Below are 20839 nucleotides of genomic sequence, written 5' to 3' on the forward strand. Positions count from 1 at the left end.
AACGCTGCCCATGGATTTGTTTCGTAGTGCTCCCATCGCTCAACCCCTGGCTGCCCGCCTGCGTGCAGCCAATCTGGATGAGTACGTCGGTCAGGAACACCTGCTGGCGCGCGGCAAGCCCCTGCGCGAAGCGCTGGAGCAGGGGGCACTGCATTCGATGATTTTCTGGGGGCCGCCGGGGGTGGGTAAAACCACCCTGGCGCGCTTGCTGGCGGAAGTGTCCGATGCGCATTTTGAAACGGTTTCGGCAGTACTGGCGGGGGTAAAGGAAATTCGCCAGGCGGTTGAGATCGCCAGGCAGCAAGCCGGCCAGTACGGGCGGCGGACCATCCTGTTTGTCGACGAAGTACATCGCTTCAACAAGTCGCAGCAGGATGCGTTTTTACCTTATGTCGAAGATGGCACCTTGATCTTCATTGGCGCCACCACAGAAAACCCCTCCTTTGAATTGAACAACGCACTGCTGTCGCGGGCGCGTGTATACGTACTCAAAAGTCTCGATGAAGCGGCCATGCTCAAGCTGGTGCAGCGCGCATTGACTGAAGACAAGGGTCTGGGCAAGCGTGGTCTGACCCTCAGTGATGAAGGCTTCCAGACATTGCTGCGGGCCGCCGATGGCGATGGCCGACGCTTGCTCAACCTGCTTGAAAACGCTTCGGACCTGGCTGAAGACAACAGCGAAATCGGCATCGATTTGCTGCACAGCCTGCTGGGCGACACTCAGCGTCGTTTCGACAAGGGCGGCGAGGCGTTTTACGACCAGATCTCGGCATTGCATAAATCGGTACGCGGCTCTAACCCGGATGCCTCGCTGTACTGGTTTGCGCGAATGATCGATGGCGGCTGCGATCCGCTGTACATCGCCCGACGCGTGGTGCGCATGGCCAGTGAAGATATCGGTAATGCCGACCCGCGAGCCTTGAGCCTGTGTCTGGCGGCCTGGGACGTGCAAGAACGTCTGGGGAGTCCGGAAGGCGAACTGGCAGTGGCCCAGGCCATCACTTATCTGGCCTGTGCGCCCAAGAGCAACGCGGTGTACATGGCCTTCAAGGCCGCACGGCGTGCCGTTGCCGAAGACGGTTCCCGTGAAGTGCCGCTGCATTTGCGCAACGCGCCGACCAAGTTGATGAAACAACTGGGCTATGGCGACGAGTACCGTTATGCCCATGACGAGCCGGACGCCTATGCCGCCGGCGAAGATTACTTTCCGGACGAGCTGGAGCCATTGCAGCTTTATCAGCCGGTACCCCGCGGGCTGGAGCTTAAAATCGGCGAAAAGCTCAGGCACCTGGCAGCGCTTGATCAGGCGAGCCCGATACGGCGGAGAAAACCTTGATTCCACTGATTGTTGCCGTCTCTGTGGGCGGTATTGCGGGAACCTTGTTGCGTTTCGCCACGGGTAACTGGATTAATGCCAATTGGCCCAGGCACTTCTATACCGCGACATTGGCCGTTAATATCGTGGGCTGCCTGCTGATTGGCGTCCTGTACGGACTTTTTTTGATACGCCCCGAAGTGCCGATTGAAGTCCGAGCCGGACTGATGGTGGGTTTTCTGGGCGGTTTGACCACATTTTCATCCTTTTCACTGGACACGGTGCGCCTGCTTGAAAGCGGGCAAGTGCCACTGGCACTGGGCTATGCGGCCCTCAGCGTGTTCGGCGGGCTGCTCGCCACCTGGGCTGGCCTGTCCTTGACCAAACTTTGATAAACGAGAAACCGACATGCTCGATTCCAAACTGTTACGTACCAACCTGCAGGACGTAGCGGATCGCCTGGCATCCCGTGGCTACAAGCTGGACGTGGCGCGCATCGACGCGCTGGAAGCCAAGCGTAAAGAAGTCCAGACCCTGACCGAGAAGCTTCAGGCAGAGCGCAATGCCATTTCCAAAAGCATTGGCCAGGCCAAGGCTCGCGGTGAAGATATCGCGCCACTGATGGCCAGTGTTGAAACCATGGGCAGCGATCTGGCCAGTGGCAAGGTCGAGCTGGACGCCATCCAGACCGAGCTGGACTCGATCCTGCTGAGCCTGCCGAACCTGCCGGACGCCTCCGTGCCGGTCGGTGCCGATGAAGACGACAATGTCGAAATCCGCCGCTGGGGAACGCCGACTGCCTTCGATTTTGAAATCAAGGACCACGTCGCCCTTGGCGAGCAGTACGGCTGGCTGGATTTCGAAACCGCCGCCAAATTGTCCGGTGCCCGCTTTGCCTTGCTGCGCGGGCCTATCGCTCGCCTGCACCGCGCACTGGCGCAGTTCATGATCAACCTGCACACCGGCGAGCACGGCTACGAAGAGGCTTACACGCCTTATCTGGTCCAGGCCCCGGCGCTGCAAGGCACTGGCCAGCTGCCCAAGTTCGAAGAAGAGCTGTTCAAGATCAGCCGCGAAGGCGAAGCCGATTTTTATCTGATCCCGACCGCTGAAGTGACCTTGACCAACATCGTTGCCGGCGAAATCGTCGAGCACAAATCCCTGCCGATCAAGTTTGTGGCGCACACCCCGTGCTTCCGCAGCGAGGCCGGGGCTTCGGGTCGTGATACCCGCGGCATGATCCGTCAGCACCAGTTCGACAAGGTTGAAATGGTCCAGATCGTTGAGCCTTCGACCTCGATGGACGCGCTGGAAGGTCTGGTTGGCAACGCTGAAAAAGTGCTGCAACTGCTGGAACTGCCATACCGCACGCTGGCGCTGTGCACCGGCGACATGGGCTTCAGCGCAATTAAAACCTACGATCTGGAAGTGTGGATCCCGAGCCAGGACAAGTACCGCGAAATTTCGTCGTGCTCCAACTGTGGCGATTTCCAGGCCCGCCGTATGCAAGCGCGTTTCCGTAATCCGGAAACCGGCAAGCCGGAACTGGTCCACACCCTCAACGGTTCGGGTCTGGCTGTAGGCCGCACCCTGGTAGCGGTGCTGGAAAACTACCAGCAGGCAGACGGCTCGATCCGTGTGCCAGAAGTGCTCAAGCCCTACATGGGCGGCATCGAGGTCATCGGCTAAATGGAGTTTCTGCCGCTGTTTCATAACCTGCGTGGCAGCCGTGTACTGGTGGTCGGCGGCGGGGAGATTGCCCTGCGCAAATCCCGGCTGCTGGCCGATGCCGGTGCGCTACTGCGGGTTGTCGCACCCGCCATCGAGCCCCAGTTGTGCGAATTGATTAACAGCAGCGGCGGCGAACAGGTGTTGCGTGGCTATGTTGAGGCGGACCTTGAAGGGTGTGTCCTGATCATTGCCGCAACCGACGATGAGCCGCTCAATGCGCAAGTTTCCGCTGATGCCCACCGCCGCTGTGTGCCGGTCAATGTGGTGGATGCACCTGCCTTGTGCAGCGTGATCTTCCCCGCCATTGTCGACCGCTCCCCGCTGGTGATTGCCGTTTCCAGTGGTGGCGACGCGCCGGTGCTAGCGCGCTTGATTCGCGCCAAGATTGAAACCTGGATTCCCTCGACCTACGGTCAACTGGCCGGCCTTGCAGCGCGTTTTCGCACCCAGGTCAAAGGCTTGTTTCCTGATGTGCAGCAGCGTCGCGGGTTCTGGGAAGATGTTTTCCAGGGCCCGATTGCTGACCGGCAACTGGCCGGGCAGGGCGCTGAAGCAGAGCGTTTGCTGCTGGCCAAGATCAATGGCGAAGCGGCCATCACTACCGGTGAGGTTTACCTGGTGGGTGCCGGCCCGGGCGATCCGGACCTGCTGACCTTTCGCGCGTTGCGTCTGATGCAGCAAGCAGATGTGGTGCTCTACGACCGATTGGTAGCTCCTGCGATTCTTGAACTGTGCCGTCGCGATGCCGAGCGTATTTATGTCGGCAAGCGCCGCGCCGATCACGCGGTGCCGCAAGACCAGATCAACCGCCAATTGGTGGATCTGGCCAGACAGGGCAAGCGTGTGGTCCGGCTCAAGGGTGGCGATCCGTTCATCTTTGGTCGTGGTGGTGAAGAGATCGAAGAGCTGGCGGCCCATGGCATTGCGTTCCAGGTGGTACCGGGTATCACGGCAGCCAGCGGTTGTTCAGCCTATGCCGGCATCCCCCTGACCCATCGCGACTACGCGCAGTCCGTGCGTTTTGTGACGGGGCACCTGAAGGACGGCACCAGCAATTTGCCCTGGAGTGACCTGGTCGCTCCGGCGCAAACACTGGTGTTCTACATGGGGCTGGTCGGTTTGCCGATCATCTGCGAACAGCTGATCGCCCATGGCCGTTCCCCAGACACTCCGGCTGCGCTGATCCAGCAAGGCACCACGGCCAATCAGCGGGTGTTTACCGGCACGCTCAGTGACTTGCCCAAGCTGGTGGCCGATCACGAAGTCCATGCACCTACCCTGGTGATTGTGGGCGAAGTGGTATTGCTGCGTAAGAAGCTTGCATGGTTCGAAGGCGCACAGTCTCAGGTATAAACGCCAATTTCCTGTAGGAGCGAGCTTTTGCGCGTGTTAACGAACAGCTCGCGAGCAAGCTCGCTCCTACGGTGACTTGCGTTTGGCGCCGGTTATCTCCACCGCTTTGTGTATGTGCATCAGAAGCTGGCATGGTTTGAAAGCTGTAGGAGCGAGCTGTCCAGCGCTGTCACATACAGCTCGCTCCTGCAGGGGATCTGCGTTTATTCAGCTGCGGTTATCTCCCACCAGACTCTCTACCGACGGCACCCGGGTATCGCTTTCCATTTGCGCGTCATGCTCGATCTGGTGGCTGAAGCGATCCAGTGAACCCTGGGCAGGCTGCGCGTCACTGGCAAATACCGGCGGGCTCAGGATGTAAGCACCGAGCAATCGGCTCAACGCCGCCAGGCTGTCGATATGGGTTCGCTCATAACCGTGGGTCGCGTCACAACCGAATGCCAGCAAGGCGCAACGGATGTCATGCCCGGCGGTCACCGCCGAATGCGCATCGCTGAAGTAGTAACGGAACATATCGCGGCGTACCGGCAGCTCGTTTTCGGCGGCCAGGCCCAGCAAGTGCCGCGACAAGTGATAGTCGTACGGCCCCCCCGAATCCTGCATCGCCACACTCACGGCGTGCTCGCTGGAATGCTGACCCGGTGCCACCGGGGCAATATCAATCCCGACGAATTCGCTTACATCCCATGGCAAAGCAGCAGCCGCACCGCTACCGGTTTCTTCGGTGATGGTGAACAGTGGATGGCAGTCAATCAACGGTTGTACACCGCTGTCGACAATGGCCTTCAAGGCCGCGAGCAAGGCCGCTACACCCGCCTTGTCGTCCAGATGCCGGGCACTGATATGCCCGCTTTCGGTGAATTCCGGCAGCGGGTCAAACGCGACATAGTCGCCAATATTCACCCCCAGTGAGTCGCAGTCTGCGCGAGTCGCGCAGTAGGCATCCAGGCGTAACTCAATGTGGTCCCAACTGATAGGCAATTCATCCACCCCGGTGTTGAATGCATGCCCTGAAGCCATCAGAGGCAGGACACTGCCGCGAATCACTCCGTTGTCGGTAAACAGACTGACACGGCTGCCCTCGGCAAAGCGGCTGGACCAGCAACCCACTGGCGCCAGGATCAACCGTCCGTTGTCCTTGATCGCCCGTACGCTGGCGCCGATGGTGTCCAGATGCGCCGAAACGGCGCGATCCGGGCTGTTTTTCTGACCTTTGAGGGTCGCGCGCAACGTGCCGCGACGGGTCAGTTCAAAAGGAATGCCCAGCTCATCCAGGCGTTCGGCCACATAGCGCACGATGGTGTCGGTAAAACCGGTGGGGCTGGGAATGGCGAGCATTTCCAGGAGTACCCGTTGCAGGTAGTCGAGATCGGGTTCAGGGATGGTGCGATTCATAATGACTCCTGAGGTGAGGCCCGCCGCATCGCTGCGATGCGGCGGGTTCCGGGTGACGTTCAGCGACGGTACTTCAGGGTGCCGGCTGACTGTGCGGGAACAACAAATCGATGAAGCGTTCGGCGGTGGGTTGTGGCTCGTGATTGGCAAGACCGGCCCGTTCGTTGGCTTCGATAAACACGTACTCGGGCTGATCGGCAGCCACCACCATCAAGTCCAGCCCGACCACCGGAATATCCAGCGCCCGTGCTGCACGGACTGCAGCGTCGGCCAGCACCGGGTGCAGAATGTCGGTCACGTCTTCAAGGCAGCCACCGGTGTGCAGGTTGGCCGTTCGGCGCACGTTCACTATCTGGCCAGTTGGCACAATACTGTCGTACTCGAAGCCCGCCGCCTGTACTGCGCGCAGGGTTTCGCCATCCAGCGGGATACGGCTTTCACCCTGGGTTGCGGCCTGGCGCCGTCGGCTTTGCGCTTCGATCAACTGGTCAACGCGGTGCAGGCCGTCACCAATAACCTGAGCAGGTCGGCGGATGGCGGCGGCGACCACTTCAAAGCCGATCACCACAATGCGCAGATCGAGGCCTTCGTGGAAGCTTTCGAGCAAGACCCGGCTATCAAACCCGCGGGCCGTTTCAATGGCCTGCTGCACCTGTTCGATGGTTTCCAGATCCACCGCCACCCCATTGCCCTGTTCGCCATCCACAGGTTTGACCACCACCCGCGAGTGCTGCTCGAGAAACGCCAGATTGTCATCGGCATCGCTCGCCAGTTGCTGGCTCGGCACGTTCAGTCCCGTTTGGCTCAATACCTTGTGGGTCAGGCATTTGTCCTGACACAGGCTCATGCTGATAGCGCTGGTCAAATCACTGAGTGATTCGCGGCAACGAATCCGTCGGCCGCCGTGGCTGAGGGTGAAAAGCCCGGCGCCAGCGTCATCGATCTGGACATCGATCCCGCGTTTGTAGGCCTCTTCAACCAGGATCCGCGCGTAAGGGTTGAGGCCGGCTTCGGGCCCCGGCCCCAGAAACAGCGGTTGGTTGATGCCGTTTTTGCGTTTGATGGTGAAGGTCGACAGGTTGCGAAAGCCCAGCTTGCTGTAGAGGCTCTTGGCCTGGGCGTTGTCGTGCAGCACGGACAAGTCGAGATAGCTCAGACCCCGGCTCATGAAGTGCTCGATCAAATGGCGCACCAGCACTTCACCCACTCCGGGACGAGAGCACTGTGGATCGACTGCCAGGCACCACAGGCTGCTGCCGTTTTCAGGGTCATGAAACGCCGTGTGGTGGTTCAAGCCCATCACACTGCCAATCACCGTGCCCGTGGCTTCATCTTCGGCGATCCAGTACACCGGCCCGCCCTGGTGGCGTGCGGTCAGCAGCTGCGGGTCGATGGGCAGCATATTGCGCGCCTGATACAGCGTATTGACCGCATTCCAGTCAGCCTCACTTTGCACCCGGCGGATGCGGAACCCGCGGAACACCCTTGTGGCCGGGCGGTAGTCGGTAAACCACAGGCGCAAGGTGTCCGAGGGGTCGAGAAACAGCTGCTGCGGTGATTGCGCCAACACTTGCTGGGGCGCTGCAACGTAGAGCGCGATATCACGTTCGCCGGTTTGCTCGTTCAGCAACTCGTTGGCCAGGCTGGCAGGATCAGGGAAGGTATGCCCGATCAGCAGTCGCCCCCAGCCGCAATGGATGGCCATGGGCTCTGCGCCCGGTTCACTGCCATCTTCGGCAAAACGGGCCTGCAGGCGTTCATAAGACGGCGCCTGGCCGCGTAACAAACGCTGGCTGTAGGCCGTAGCGAGGGGTTTCATTGATTAGATTCCTTGTTCGCTCAACCACAGGTTCAAAGCAGCCAGTTGCCACAGCTTGGAACCATTGAGGGGTGTCAGTTGACCTTGCGGGTTGGTCAGTAGCTGATCGAGCATGGCGGGTTGAAACAGCCCTCGATCCTGGCTCGGGTCCAGCAGCAGGTCGCGTACCCAATCAAGGGTATTGCCTTGCAGATGCTTGAGACCAGGCACCGGAAAGTAACCTTTTTTGCGGTCGATCACTTCACTGGGGATAACCAGTCGTGCGGCTTCCTTGAGCACCTGCTTGCCGCCATCGGGCAACTTGAAGCGTGCGGGAATTCGCGCCGAAAGTTCGGCCAGCCGGTAGTCGAGAAATGGCGTGCGGGCTTCAAGGCCCCAGGCCATGGTCATGTTGTCGACCCGTTTAACCGGGTCATCCACCAGCATCACCGTGCTGTCCAGGCGCAAGGCCTTGTCCACTCCGGCATTCGCCCCCGGCTGGGCGAAATGCTCGCGTACATAGTCGCCGGCCGCGTCATTGGCCGTCAGCCAGCGGGGCTGCACTGTGGCTTTGTATTCGTCATAACTGCGGTCGAAGAAGGCTTCACGGTAAGCGGCGTATGGATCGCTGGCGCCGTCGACTTGCGGGTACCAGTGATAACCGGCGAACAGCTCGTCAGCACCCTGACCGCTCTGCACCACCTTGCAATGTTTGGCCACTTCACGAGACAGCAAATAAAAGGCGATGCAGTCGTGGCTGACCATCGGCTCGCTCATGGCGCGGAAGGCCGCCGGCAGTTGCTCGATGATTTCATGTTCGCCAATGCGCAGTTGGTGATGGCGGGTGCCGTAATGCCTGGCGATCAAGTCCGAGTACTGGAATTCGTCCCCGCCTTCGCCGCCTGCGTCCTCAAAGCCGATGGAAAAAGTCGACAGGTCCTGTACGCCAACATCCCGCAGCAAGCCCACCAGCAAACTGGAGTCGACGCCGCCCGAGAGCAGCACGCCAACATCCACGGCAGCGCGCTGGCGAATGGCTACGGCCTCGCGGGTGCTGTCCAGAACGCGGTCGCGCCAGTCTTCCAGGGTCAGATTTTGTTCATCGGCGTGGGGCCCGTAGGGCAGGGTCCACCAGGTTTTTTGCTCGGTCTGCCCATTGGCCTCGATCCGCATCCAGGTGGCCGGCGGCAGTTTTTCGATACCGGCAATCAGGGTACGCGGTGCAGGCACCACGGCATGGAAATTCAGGTAGTGATTGAGTGCGACCGGGTCGAGCATCGGGCTGATATCACCGCCCTTGAGCAGTGCCGGCAGAGTCGAGGCAAAGCGCAGGCGTTCGCCGGTCAGCGACAAGTACAGCGGCTTTACGCCCAGGCGGTCGCGGGCTATGAATAGCGACTGGCTGTCACGCTCCCAGATGGCAAAGGCAAACATGCCATTGAGCTTGGGCAGTAAGGCTTCGCCCCAGGCGTGATAGCCCTTGAGCAGCACTTCGGTATCACCGTCGGAGTAAAACCCGTAGCCGAGGCTTTCGAGCTCGGCCCGCAGTTCGGGGAAGTTATAAATGGCGCCGTTGAACGCCAGGGACAAACCCAGTTGGCTGTCGACCATCGGCTGCGCCGAGCCGTCTGACAGGTCCATGATTTTCAGCCTGCGGTGGCCGAGGGCTATCGGTCCCTGACTGTGAAAACCCCAGGCGTCGGGCCCACGGGGTGCCAGGTGATGGGTGATGCGTTCGATGGCTGCCAGGTCGGCAGGTTGATGATCAAAACGTAACTCTCCAGCTAATCCGCACATGTTGCTTTAACCCTTTCAAAGCCGGGCCTGTCGCGCTACTGCTGCTGTTCAAGCAGGATTTTTCTACGCTTTCGCAGCATGTCAGGCGTCTCAACTTCTCTCCGTTGATCGGGAGAGGTGATCCACCAGGCATCGGTTGCAAGCAGTATCGGAACGCTATGCCCTGGCATTGCAAAATGCTGGTAACCAGTAGCGTTCAGGCCCTGTTTCGGATCGGACATAGCGCTCTGACCTGTCTCCCGATCCTTCCGGCGCAAAAGCGCAGTCAGAGCGCGCCGCCGTAAGTAGTCTGGGTTTTTCGAGTGCCTGCATGCCGTGATCGTTCAATAAAACTTTACCGGCGGTGCTGGTTTTGTCCTTTGCCGGGCTTGGGCTAAAGGCCGAAATGCATGGATATGTTTCGCTGCGGCGCAGCAAAAAAACACCAAAAGCAGGCATGGGTGCGCCTGTTGTATTGGTTCGGCGGCAAGCCGTATCAAGGGTTTGATGATGGGCGCTGACAGACAGGCCGGGCGGCTTTACTGAAGCCTGATCGTGGATCGCCGGGCACTGAAGCCGGGGCTGTTCACAGGCAATTGAAGTGTCACTGGAGTAAAAACCCCGGGCAGGCATTGCGCGAACCGGACATTTCAAGCGGCAGGGGGCGACTATGAAATGCTGATGGCAACACAGGCGTTCGGGCAAAAAAATGCCGGATTTATCTTTTAGAGGGGGCGCTATCTCGCTCTGGCATGGCTCAGTAGGCTGGCGCTCGCGGGTTGGATCTGGAGTTGCCCGGGGTAAGGGCCAGCGCCAATTGTGTCCGGTTACTTATATCAGTCAGGCGCAACACTTGTGATACATAGAGTTTTACAGTGTTTTCTGTAATACCCATTTCACAGGCAATCTGAAAGTTTGTCTGGCCCGTACTGACCAGTTTTGCAACTTCCAGCTGGCGCGGTGACAGTTGATCGAAGACGTTCGGTGCTACCTCGGCGCAGAAGTTAGCCCTGTCTGCAATCAGGTTTGTAGCGGCACTGGCCTGCTGCGCCTTGCCGATATCCTTGGACAGGTCGTTGATCGAATCGATCAGGCTATACAGCTTCTGACTCAGGTGCCCAAGGTCCTGGTTACCTGCTTGCCGATCGTCAAGGGCTTTCTCCCGACGCTTGAGGCCTGCCAGCAGCTCGTGAAGATCCACCGGCTTCTGGTAGTAATCAGAGAAGCCTTCACGCAAGGCCCGGATTACGTCTTGTTTGTCGCCATGGCCGGTCAGCATGATTGCCTCAAAGGCGCGGGTCTTGCCTGCCACCAGCCTCAAGGCCTGGACCAGTTCGACACCATCGTATTCGGGCATCAGTAAATCGCACAGCACCAGGCTGATCGAGGGGTCGTCGTGGAACAGTTGAATGGCCTGGCGACTGGAATGACAGGGCACACAGGTGTAGCCACTGCCTTCCAGAAACTCGCAGAGCTCATCAACAATGAAGAGGTCGTCGTCGACTACAAGTATTTTTTTTTGAGGCGAAAAATAAGACACACGCTACTCCATGTTTGGCGAGTTAAAGTTTTGCCGGACATGGATTGTAGAGCAGTTGGTCAGACGGAATCTGGCTGATCAGAGCCCAGATGTTCCAGAAGTTGCAGGCCAGTTCTCAACAATGAAAATTTCAGACCCGATTTTTGTGCACTGGGCAGGCAAATCGTCGCGCCAGCCTTGTCAGGGCTGGCAGACGTTCAGGTCGGGCTGATCAGCTAGGTATGCGGCGCAAGAAAAAACCTGGCGGCAGCATTCGGGTCGCTGCCGGATTGCCGCCGGCTACAGCCTTTTGACCAATGCCCGCACCGCGAAGCGGGCCGGGTGGCAGGCCTCGGCGATACTGCGGGGAACGGGCATGGGTTCGTGGTTGATCCAGGCGGCAAGCATTTCCCCGGACAAGGGTGCTGTGATCAGGCCCCGGGAACCGTGGCCGCTATTCACATACAGGCCCTCCAGCCAGGGGCAGGGGGCATCCGGAACCTGACGGGCGTCTTTGCTTAATGCGCCATATGCCAGGGCAAATGCCTGCGGTTCAACCAGTGGGCCCACGATCGGCAAGTAGTCCGGGCTGGTGCAGCGAAAGGCGGCCCAGCCTTGCAGCGATTGGGGGTCCAGTTGCTCGCCCAGTCGCGTTGCCAGATCGGGTGAAATTTCTTCCAGCAGATCCAGATTGCCCTGATGGCCCTCGGGGGTAGTGGTCAAATCTTCGTTATGGAAATCGAAACTGGCCCCCAGGGTATGTTCGCCGAGCCGGCCAGGGGCCACATAACCCTCGGCGCAGACCACGGTCTTGAGCACGCTGCTGGCAGGGGTTTGGGCGAGTTGGGTGATTTGCCCGCGTATCCGTTTGAGCGGCAGTGCGCTGCTGGCGGGGAAACGCTTGACCTCTGCTGCACCGGCCAGCACCACCACCGGTGCGCAGGCCAGCACCTTGTCATCCTGGCAGGCCTGCCACTGGCCCTCGACTCTGTGCAGTTGCAATACGTCATGGTGGGTCAGCACCTGGACATTGGGGTGCAGGGCCTGGAACCGGCACAGCGCGGGAGGGTGGACCCAGCCACCTTCGGGGTAGAACAGACCGCCGTGGGCCAGTTCAATCCCGGCCAGTGCCTGTGCCTGGGGCTGGCCGAGCAAATGCACCAGTGCCGGGGGGAAGGCTGCAGCCAGTTGCGCCTGGCGCTCGGCTTCCTTGGCACTGAAGCCCAGTTGCAGCACGCCGCAGTCATCCCAGTCGCGTCCGCGCTGCAGGTTTTCCAGCAAGCGACGGGTGTAACCGAAACCACTGACAATCATTTGTGACAGCGTCGTTCCGTGGGCTGAAAGCTTGAGATAGAGCACCCCCTGCGGATTGCCAGATGCCTCTTTGGCCAGTCGCTCGTGGCGCTCCAGCAAGCACACCTGCCATCCACGGCGGGCCAGGCTGTTGGCAGTGGCGCACCCCGACAGACCACCGCCAATCACCAGCGCTTTACGTTCACCGCCGACCCGGGGCGGGCGGGCGTACCAGGGTTTGATGCCGCTGCTCGGCAACGGATGCTCAGGCAAACCGGCGAAGGTTCCCCGCAGGATCTCCCATTTATGGCCGATGCCGGGTGTTCGACGCATCTTGAATCCAGCTTCGTTCAACGCCCGGCGGACCCAGCCGGTGCTGGTGAAGGTACTGATGGTCGAGTCTGGTGCTGCCAGGCGAGCCAGTTGCGCGAACAGCTCCGGGGTCCACATCTGCGGATTTTTTGCCGGCGCAAAGCCGTCGAGAAACCATGCATCAATGCGCGCATCCAGTTGCGGCAGTTGTTCCAGCACATCGCCAATCAGCAGCGTGAGGGTGACCCGGCCATTGGCCAGGGTCAGGGTCTGGAACCCGGGGTGAATCGCATAATAGGCGGCCAGCAATTGTTCGCTGTAGGTGGCGAGCTCTGGCCATAGGGCGAGGGCTCGCTGCAAATCCTCACGGGTCAGGGGGTATTTTTCGACGCTAATAAAGTGCAGGCGTGCATCAGCGTGTGCGACCTGATCAAACAACTGCCAGGCACACAGAAAATTCAGGCCCGTGCCGAAGCCGGTTTCGCCGATAACCAGTTGCTCATTGGCGGGCAGGGCAGAGAAACGCTGCTGCAAGGCGTTCTGTTCAATAAAGACATAACGGGTTTCTTCGAGACCGGACTTGTCCGAAAAATACACGTCATCAAACACCCGTGAATGGGGGCGGCCTTGGTCATCCCAGTCAATCTGGGCATTGGGCATTTCAGTAGTCATGTGCGGCTCGGCAACGGCAAGGCGGCCATTCTAGCTGATCAGCAACAGCGGCACTGACCCATGACAAAGTTATGCGGTTTGTTCCGGCGCAGGCATGAGCAATCCGCTAGTCTTGTGACACTTGTCCAGGGAGCTTTCCATGTTCGAATCCGCTGAAATCGGTCACTTTATCGATAAAGAAACCTACGATCAGGAAGTTCCCGCCTTGCGTGAGGCCTTGCTGGAGGCCCAGTACGAATTGCAGCAGCTGAAAAACTGCGCAGTCATCGTATTGATCAATGGCATTGAAGGTGCAGGGAAGGGCGAGACGGTCAAACTGCTGAACGAGTGGATGGACCCGCGACTGATCGAGGTGCGGACCTTTGACCGTCAGAGCGACGAAGAGCTGGCACACCCGCCGGCATGGCGTTACTGGCGACAATTGCCGGCCAAGGGGCGCATGGGGGTGTTCTTTGGCAACTGGTACAGCCAGATGCTCCAGGGCAGGGTCCATGGCGTGTTCAAGAATGCAGTCCTCGACCAGGCAATCAATGGCGCCGAGCGCCTGGAGAAAATGCTCGCCGATGAAGGCGCATTGATCTTCAAGTTCTGGTTTCACCTGTCCAAGAAGCAGATGAAAGCCCGTTTGAGTGCCCTCAAGGACGACCCGCTGCACAGCTGGCGCATCAGTCCGCTGGACTGGCAGCAGTCGCAAACCTATGACAAGTTCGTGCGCTATGGCGAGCGGGTCATTCGCCGTACCAGCCGTGACTATGCACCGTGGAACATCGTAGAGGGCGTCGATCCCAATTACCGCAGTCTGACCGTCGGCAAAATCCTGCTGGAGGGCATGCAAGCGGTACTCAATGCGCCCAAGTCCAGAGTGCGGACCAGCAATATTCCCCCGCTGCCCGAGCTCATTGACGGGCTGAGCCTGCTGGACTGCCTGGACCTGACCCGGCGGCTTGATAAAGATGATTACCAGGAGCAGCTGATTACCGAGCAGGCACGTCTGTCGGGGTTGATGCGCGACAATCGCATGCGCCGCCATGCATTGATTACGGTGTTTGAGGGCAATGATGCGGCGGGCAAGGGCGGCTCGATCCGGCGGGTGGCGGCGGCACTGGACCCGCGCCAGTACAATATCGTGCCGATTGCAGCCCCCTCCGAGGACGAGCGGGCGCAACCTTACCTCTGGCGGTTCTGGCGCCAGATTCCGGCGCGCAGCAAGTTCACGGTTTTTGACCGTTCATGGTATGGGCGGGTACTGGTGGAACGGGTTGAAGGCTTTTGTACCCAGGCGGACTGGATGCGTGCTTACGGCGAAATCAACGATTTTGAAGAGCAACTGCACGCTGCCGGGGTGATCGTGGTCAAGTTCTGGCTGGCCATCGATAAACAAACCCAGCTGGAACGTTTTGAGGCCCGCGAACAGATCCCGTTCAAGCGCTTCAAAATTACCGAAGAGGATTGGCGCAACCGCGAAAAATGGGACCTGTATCGCAATGCCGTGTGTGACATGGTCGATCGTACCAGCACCGAGATTGCGCCCTGGACCCTGGTGGAGGCCAACGACAAGCGCTGGGCGCGGGTCAAGGTGCTGCGCACCATCAATGATGCGCTTGAAGCCGCTTTTGACAAGCAGGACAAGCGCAACAAGAAGCATAAAAAATAGGCGCGGGCTTGCCCGTGATGGTTGTCGGCGCCGGGTGCATTGAGCAAGCAATGCACCCTCGTCAATCAACTACAGGGCAGGGCGAGCCCCGCCGGCTCAGTGCTTGCCGGAACCCAGCATGTTTTCCGGCCGTACCCATTGATCGAACTCGGCATCGGTAAGGTAGCCCAGATCCAGGGCGGCTTCGCGCAGGGTCAGGTTTTCTGCGTAGGCCTTTTTCGCAATTTCGGCAGACTTGTCATAACCGATATGCGGGTTCAGGGCTGTCACCAGCATCAGGCCGCGCTCCAGGTGTTCAGCCATTTTGCCGGCATCGGCTTCAAGGCCGGTGACGCAATGTTTCTGGAAGTTGCTGCAGCCGTCCGCCAGTAACTGGATGGATTGCAGCAGGTTGTGAATGATCACCGGCTTGTACACGTTCAATTGCAGGTGGCCCTGGCTGGCGGCAAAGCCGATGGTTACATCATTGCCCATGACCTGGCATGCCAGCATCGACAGTGCCTCGCACTGGGTCGGATTGACCTTGCCCGGCATGATCGAGCTGCCTGGTTCATTGGCCGGCAGTTTGATTTCGGCTATGCCTGCCCGCGGCCCCGAGCCCAGCAAGCGGAAGTCGTTGGCCAGTTTCATCAAGGTCACGGCCAGGGTTTTAAGTGCGCCGGACAGGTTGGTCAGAGGCTCATGCCCGGCCAGCGCGGCAAATTTATTGGGCGCAGTTACAAACGGCAAGCCGGACAAGGCGGCCAGTTCTGCGGCAATGGCTTCACCAAAGCCGTGGGGCGCGTTGAGGCCGGTGCCCACAGCCGTACCGCCCTGGGCCAGCTCGTACACGGCTGGCAATGCAGCGAGAATGGCGCCCTGGGCGTAATCGAGTTGCGCGATGTAGGCCGATACTTCCTGGCCGAACGTGATCGGGGTGGCATCCATCATGTGGGTGCGGCCGGTTTTCACCAGTTTCATATGCCGTGCCGACAATTCGGCCAGGCCGCCGGACAACTCATTGATGGCCGGTAACAGATGCTCGTGGACTGCTTTGGCCACGGCAATATGCATCGCGGTCGGGAAGCAGTCGTTCGAACTTTGTGAACGATTGACATGGTCGTTCGGGTGAACCGGAGACTTGCCGCCCCGGCCTGTGCCCGCCAGTTCGTTGGCTCGGCCGGCAATCACTTCGTTGGCGTTCATGTTGCTTTGCGTGCCGCTGCCGGTTTGCCACACCACCAGAGGGAATTGATCGTCGTATTCGCCGTCCAGCACTTCGTCGGCGGCCTGCTCGATCAGGCGGGCAATGTCGGCAGGCAAGTCGCCATTGCGATCATTTACCCGCGCCGCTGCCTTCTTGATCAACACCAATGCATGCAGCACGGCCAGCGGCATTCTCTCGTTGCCGATGGCAAAGTTGATCAGCGAGCGCTGGGTCTGAGCACCCCAGTAGGCCTCATCCGGAACGTTCACTTCACCCAGGCTGTCGGTTTCGATACGGCTCATCGGGTTCTCTCTCCATAGGGGTTGATCAGTGAGCTTAGGCGGTGAATTGCCCCATAGGTTCAAACTTTGGTTTTAGAGGCTTTGATCTGATTGTTGAATACCTCTGATCAGGCCCGGGGTTGAGTGCCGGAGTTTTTTAGGCGCAGAATGGGCGCCCTTGGGGTTCGTCCTCGCTTGCTAGAAAAGGAAACTCGATGACCCGTCTTCGCGCCATCTGTACTGCGGTAGCTCTGGTTTGCGCCAGTGGCCAGGTTTTCGCCGATACCGCCAGTCACGCTGCCACTGCTGAAACATTCCTCAAGCTGGCACATGCCGACAAGCTGGGTACCCCGGTGTACATGCAAGTGCAGCAAATGTTCGCCCAACGTTTTGAGCAGACCAAGGCACCGGCTTCCAAGAAAGCCCTGCTGGAAACCTACCAGGCCAAAGCCAACACCGCTCTGGACCAGGCTATTGGCTGGGACAAACTGAAGCCTGACATGGTCAAGCTTTACACCACCAACTTCAGCGAATCCGAACTCAAGGATCTGGTTGCTTTCTATCAATCGCCCCTGGGCAAGAAAGTACTGGAAAAAATGCCGCAGCTGACTCAGCAATCGGCACAAATGACTCAGGCCAAGCTGGAAAGCGCGGTGCCTGTGGTCAACAAACTGCTGGAAGACATGACTGTCCAGCTGGAGCCAAAAGCGGCCCCGGCCAAGAAGAAGTAAGCGGAGCCTGAATGAGCATGCAACATCGTATCGAAGCGGCGCTGGGCGCCTTGCAGCCCGAGCACCTGAACGTGCTGGATGAAAGCCATATGCACAGTCGTGGGTTGCAGACCCACTTCAAGGCGGTGGTGGTCAGCGAGCAGTTTTCCGGGCTCAACAGTGTCAAGCGTCACCAAAAGGTCTACGCCACCCTGGGTGACCTGATGGGCGAGTTCCATGCGCTGGCTTTGCATACCTATACGCCTGATGAATGGGCGAAAATCGGTACAGCCCCGGCCTCGCCGACCTGTGCCGGCGGTGGGCACTAAGTGGCTTGTTAAGCCTGCTTTTTGCTAGAATCCGCAACGCGCCGCTCAGTCGGCGCGTTTTTTTTGCATCCGGTTCACCCTTTACGAGGGTAGCCACCTGGAGATATATGCGATGACTGCGCCGATTGTGGTAGCTGCACTGTACAAATTCGTCACCCTGGAAGATTACGTCGAGCTGCGTGAGCCTTTGCTCAAGGCCATGGTCGACAACGGGGTCAAGGGCACTTTGCTGATTGCCGAAGAAGGTATCAACGGTACTGTTTCCGGTAGTCGTGAAGGCATTGACGGGCTGATGGCCTGGCTCAGGTCCGATCCGCGCATGGTGGATATTGACCACAAAGAATCCTACTGCGATGACCAGCCGTTCTACCGGACCAAGGTCAAGCTCAAGAAAGAAATCGTCACCCTCGGTGTTGAAGGCGTAGACCCGAACAAAAAAGTCGGAACCTATGTCGACCCCGAGAACTGGAACGCGCTGATCAGCGATCCGGAGGTGTTGCTGATCGATACCCGGAATGATTACGAAGTATCGATTGGTACATTTGAAGGCGCGATCGACCCGAAAACCACCAGTTTTCGCGAATTTCCTGACTACATCAAAGCCAATTTCGACCCGGCCAAACACAAGAAAGTCGCGATGTTCTGCACCGGCGGCATTCGTTGTGAAAAGGCTTCGAGCTACATGCTCAGCCAGGGCTTCGACGAGGTTTATCACCTCAAGGGCGGGATTTTGAAGTACCTCGAAGAGGTGCCGCTGGAAGAAACCAAGTGGCAGGGCGACTGCTTCGTGTTTGATAACCGGGTCACCGTGCGTCACGACCTGAGTGAAGGTGAATACGATCAGTGTCATGCCTGCCGCACGCCGATCAGCATCGCTGACCGTGAATCCGAGCATTATCAGCCGGGTATCAGCTGCCCGCATTGCTGGGACAAACTGAGCGAAAAAACCCGCCGCAGCGCCATTGACCGGCAAAAACAGATTGACCTGGCCAAGGCCCGCAATCAGCCGCATCCGATTGGCCACAACTACCGTAAACCGGCCGAGGCCTGATATGTCCGCGCGCCTGCTCTATGTGATGGACCCGATGTGTTCGTGGTGCTGGGGTTTTGCCCCCATCGTTGAGGCTCTGGTTGAGCAGGCGCAGGCTGCGGGGGTGGATTTGCACCTGGTGGTCGGAGGCTTGCGCACCGGCAGCGGCGCGGCCCTGGAGCCTGCAACTCGACGCTATATCCTTGAGCACTGGCAGGCGGTGACCGATGCCACCGGGCAGCCGTTCACGATCGAAGGTGCCTTGCCCGATGGTTTTGTCTACGACTGTGAGCCTGCATGCCGGGCCATTGTGGCGGCGCGCAGTCTGGCGCCCGATTGCGCGTGGCGGTTGCTGAAACTGATTCAGCAGGCTTTTTATGTGCAAGGTCGTGATGTGACCCAGGCCAGTGTGCTGGCTGAACTGGCGCAGACGGCGGGGTTGCCGCGTATCGAGTTCGCTGCCGCGTTCGACAGCGCCGAGCAGCACACAGCCACCGCTGCCGACTTTACCTGGGTCCAGGATCTGGGGATCGCCGGATTCCCCACCCTGCTTGCTGAACGTGACGGTCAGCTGGCATTGCTGACCAATGGTTATCAGGCTCTGGAGCCTGTCTCCGACCTGCTGGGCCGTTGGCTTGAACGCGCCAAGCGTGCTTGATTCCGGCCCGGCAACGCCGGCGCCCGAGACCACAGATCGCCTGAGCTGGAAGGAAATCCGTGGTCTGGCCCTGCGCCATAAAAAAGCCCTGTGGCTCGCCAATGGCGTGGCGGTCCTGACCACGCTGTGCAGCGTGCCGATTCCATTGTTGTTGCCGTTGCTGGTTGATGAAGTGCTGCTGGGCAACGGTGATGCAGCGCTCAAAGTCATGAACCACTGGCTGCCAGCCGCCTGGCAAAGTGCGCCGGGTTACATAGGCCTGATGCTTTTCGTGACGCTGCTGCTGCGCTGCGGTGCCTTGCTGTTTAACGTGCTGCAGGCCCGGCTGTTTTCCCGTCTGTCCAAAGACATAGTGTTTCGCATCCGGTTGCGCCTGATCGAGCGTCTGAAGCGCATCTCGCTGGCCGAGTATGAAAGTCTGGGCAGCGGTACGGTGACCACGCATCTGGTCACCGACCTGGACACCCTCGACAAGTTCGTCGGCGAAACCTTGAGCCGGTTTCTGATTGCGATGCTGACCTTGGTCGGCACGTCAGCGATTTTGTTGTGGATGCACTGGCAGCTGGCCCTTTTGATTTTACTGTTCAACCCGTTGGTGATTTACGCCACCGTGCAGTTGGGCAAACGCGTCAAACACCTCAAAAAGCTGGAGAACGACAGCACTGCGCGTTTTACCCAGGCGCTCACTGAAACCCTGGATGCCATTCAGGAAGTCCGTGCCGGCAATCGTCAGGGCTATTTCCTCGGTCGCTTGGGGAATCGGGCCCGGGAAGTGCGCGATTTTGCCACGTCATCCCAATGGAAAAGTGATGCCTCGAACCGGGCCAGTGGCCTGTTGTTCCAGTTCGGCATCGATATTTTCCGTGCCGCGGCAATGCTGACGGTGCTGTTTTCGGATCTGTCCATCGGCCAGATGCTCGCGGTGTTCAGCTACCTGTGGTTCATGATCGGGCCTGTCGAGCAGCTGCTCAACTTGCAGTACGCTTTCTACGCCGCAAGCGGTGCCATGACCCGGATCAACCAGTTGCTGGCGCGGCGCGACGAGCCGCAGTACCGCGGTGGCGTTGATCCGTTTTCAGGGCGTCAGACCGTTGATATCGAAGTGCGCGACCTGAGCTTCAGCTACGGCGACGAGAAGATTCTCGATCGATTGAATCTGACCATCGCCGCGGGTGAGAAGGTGGCCATTGTGGGCACCAGCGGCGGCGGTAAAAGCACTTTGGTGCAATTGCTGCTGGGGCTCTACACGCCGCAGTCGGGCAGTATCCATTTCGCCGGTGCGAGCCAGGCCGAGATCGGCCTGGAAACCATCCGTGAACATGTGGCCGTGGTGCTGCAGCACCCGGCGCTGTTCAACGACAGCGTGCGGGCCAACCTGACCATGGGCCGCGAGCGTACGGATGAGGCGTGCTGGCGTGCTCTGGAAATCGCCCAGCTGGACGGCATCGTACGCCAGCTGCCCCAGGGGCTGGACAGCATAGTCGGGCGCTCCGGGGTGCGGTTGTCCGGAGGTCAGCGTCAACGTATGGCGATTGCGCGAATGGTGCTGGCCGAACCCAGGGTAGTGATCCTCGATGAGGCTACCAGCGCACTGGATGCCGCCACCGAATACAACCTGCATCACGCTTTGGAAAAATTTTTGAGTGGGCGCACGACTTTAATCATTGCCCACCGTTTATCTGCGGTAAAACAGGCAGACCGCGTGCTTGTGTTTGATGGCGGACGTATTGCGCAAGATGGTGATCACCAGCAGCTACTTGCAGAGGGAGGGCTCTACGCCAGGCTGTACGGGCAATTGCAGCAGAGCTGACGGCGAGGGCACCGGAC

16 protein-coding genes are annotated in these 20839 nt (G+C 59.3%); 10 read left to right on the plus strand and 6 right to left on the minus strand.

All coding sequences use genetic code 11. The annotated features are described in order from the left end of the window. Positions 1 to 10 precede the first annotated feature (10 nt). From EQV90_RS09575 to cysG, 4 genes are read left to right on the plus strand one after another with little or no spacing between them, the layout of a single operon-like run. The gene (locus tag EQV90_RS09575) at positions 11 to 1336 is read left to right on the plus strand and encodes a replication-associated recombination protein A (protein ID WP_010656192.1); all 1326 of its coding nucleotides are present in this window, start codon (positions 11 to 13) and stop codon (positions 1334 to 1336) included. Then, on the plus strand, positions 1333 to 1707 hold the full coding sequence (gene crcB, locus EQV90_RS09580) for a fluoride efflux transporter CrcB (protein WP_003447042.1): 375 nt from the start codon (positions 1333 to 1335) through the stop codon (positions 1705 to 1707). The genes EQV90_RS09575 and crcB overlap by 4 nt, the downstream gene beginning before the upstream one ends. A 16-nt stretch (positions 1708 to 1723) precedes the next feature. Beyond that, positions 1724 to 3004, plus strand: a complete 1281-nt coding sequence (gene serS, locus EQV90_RS09585; protein ID WP_003447044.1) for a serine--tRNA ligase — start codon at positions 1724 to 1726, stop codon at positions 3002 to 3004. Beyond that, positions 3005 to 4399 (plus strand): siroheme synthase CysG, encoded by a 1395-nt coding sequence (gene cysG, locus EQV90_RS09590; RefSeq protein WP_003447046.1) that lies wholly within the window; start codon positions 3005 to 3007, stop codon positions 4397 to 4399. A gap of 207 nt (positions 4400 to 4606) precedes the next feature. Here the strand turns inward: cysG and EQV90_RS09595 are convergent, their stop codons facing one another. The 5 genes from EQV90_RS09595 to mnmC form a co-directional block, all read right to left on the minus strand. Continuing rightward, positions 4607 to 5794: an osmoprotectant NAGGN system M42 family peptidase gene (locus EQV90_RS09595; RefSeq protein WP_003447048.1), complete on the minus strand. Its 1188-nt coding sequence runs from the start codon at positions 5792 to 5794 to the stop codon at positions 4607 to 4609. Positions 5795 to 5867: 73 nt separating this feature from the next. After that, positions 5868 to 7613: an N-acetylglutaminylglutamine synthetase gene (gene ngg, locus EQV90_RS09600; protein WP_003447050.1), complete on the minus strand. Its 1746-nt coding sequence runs from the start codon at positions 7611 to 7613 to the stop codon at positions 5868 to 5870. 3 nt (positions 7614 to 7616) lie between these two features. Beyond that, positions 7617 to 9389 carry an N-acetylglutaminylglutamine amidotransferase gene (locus EQV90_RS09605; RefSeq protein WP_240878029.1) on the minus strand — a complete coding sequence of 591 codons (1773 nt, stop codon included), beginning with the start codon at positions 9387 to 9389 and terminating at the stop codon, positions 7617 to 7619. Between the two features lie 736 nt (positions 9390 to 10125). Beyond that, positions 10126 to 10908 carry a response regulator transcription factor gene (locus EQV90_RS09610; RefSeq protein WP_240878030.1) on the minus strand — a complete coding sequence of 261 codons (783 nt, stop codon included), beginning with the start codon at positions 10906 to 10908 and terminating at the stop codon, positions 10126 to 10128. A 279-nt stretch (positions 10909 to 11187) separates the two neighbouring features. Next, a complete protein-coding gene (gene mnmC / locus EQV90_RS09615) occupies positions 11188 to 13164 on the minus strand; it encodes a bifunctional tRNA (5-methylaminomethyl-2-thiouridine)(34)-methyltransferase MnmD/FAD-dependent 5-carboxymethylaminomethyl-2-thiouridine(34) oxidoreductase MnmC (protein ID WP_160627111.1) in 1977 nt (658 codons plus the stop codon). A gap of 139 nt (positions 13165 to 13303) precedes the next feature. Here mnmC and pap point away from each other — a divergent pair, with 139 nt between their 5' ends. Then, complete coding sequence (gene pap / locus EQV90_RS09620) at positions 13304 to 14818, plus strand: polyphosphate:AMP phosphotransferase (RefSeq protein ID WP_240878031.1); 1515 nt, start codon at positions 13304 to 13306, stop codon at positions 14816 to 14818. Positions 14819 to 14914: 96 nt separating this feature from the next. Here pap and EQV90_RS09625 read toward each other — a convergent pair whose 3' ends face one another. After that, the gene (locus EQV90_RS09625; RefSeq protein ID WP_003447061.1) at positions 14915 to 16306 is read right to left on the minus strand and encodes a class II fumarate hydratase; all 1392 of its coding nucleotides are present in this window, start codon (positions 16304 to 16306) and stop codon (positions 14915 to 14917) included. Between the two features lie 194 nt (positions 16307 to 16500). Here EQV90_RS09625 and EQV90_RS09630 point away from each other — a divergent pair, with 194 nt between their 5' ends. The 5 genes from EQV90_RS09630 (at position 16501) to EQV90_RS09650 (ending at position 20822) form a co-directional block, all read left to right on the plus strand. Then, entirely contained in the window at positions 16501 to 17016 is a 516-nt protein-coding gene (locus EQV90_RS09630; RefSeq protein ID WP_003447063.1) for a DUF2059 domain-containing protein, read from the plus strand. A gap of 11 nt (positions 17017 to 17027) precedes the next feature. Next, on the plus strand, positions 17028 to 17324 hold the full coding sequence (locus EQV90_RS09635; protein WP_003447065.1) for a BolA family protein: 297 nt from the start codon (positions 17028 to 17030) through the stop codon (positions 17322 to 17324). Positions 17325 to 17436: 112 nt separating this feature from the next. After that, positions 17437 to 18375, plus strand: coding sequence for a rhodanese-related sulfurtransferase (locus EQV90_RS09640; protein WP_003447067.1), 939 nt, complete (start codon positions 17437 to 17439; stop codon positions 18373 to 18375). A gap of 1 nt (position 18376) precedes the next feature. Next, complete coding sequence (locus tag EQV90_RS09645; protein WP_003447069.1) at positions 18377 to 19012, plus strand: DsbA family protein; 636 nt, start codon at positions 18377 to 18379, stop codon at positions 19010 to 19012. Next, entirely contained in the window at positions 19005 to 20822 is a 1818-nt protein-coding gene (locus EQV90_RS09650; RefSeq protein WP_240878032.1) for an ABC transporter ATP-binding protein, read from the plus strand. The genes EQV90_RS09645 and EQV90_RS09650 overlap by 8 nt, the downstream gene beginning before the upstream one ends. The last annotated feature ends 17 nt before the right edge of the window (positions 20823 to 20839 follow it).

It is taken from the genome of Pseudomonas sp. TMW22089 (genome assembly GCF_022496645.1).
Taxonomy (GTDB): domain Bacteria; phylum Pseudomonadota; class Gammaproteobacteria; order Pseudomonadales; family Pseudomonadaceae; genus Aquipseudomonas; species Aquipseudomonas paraversuta.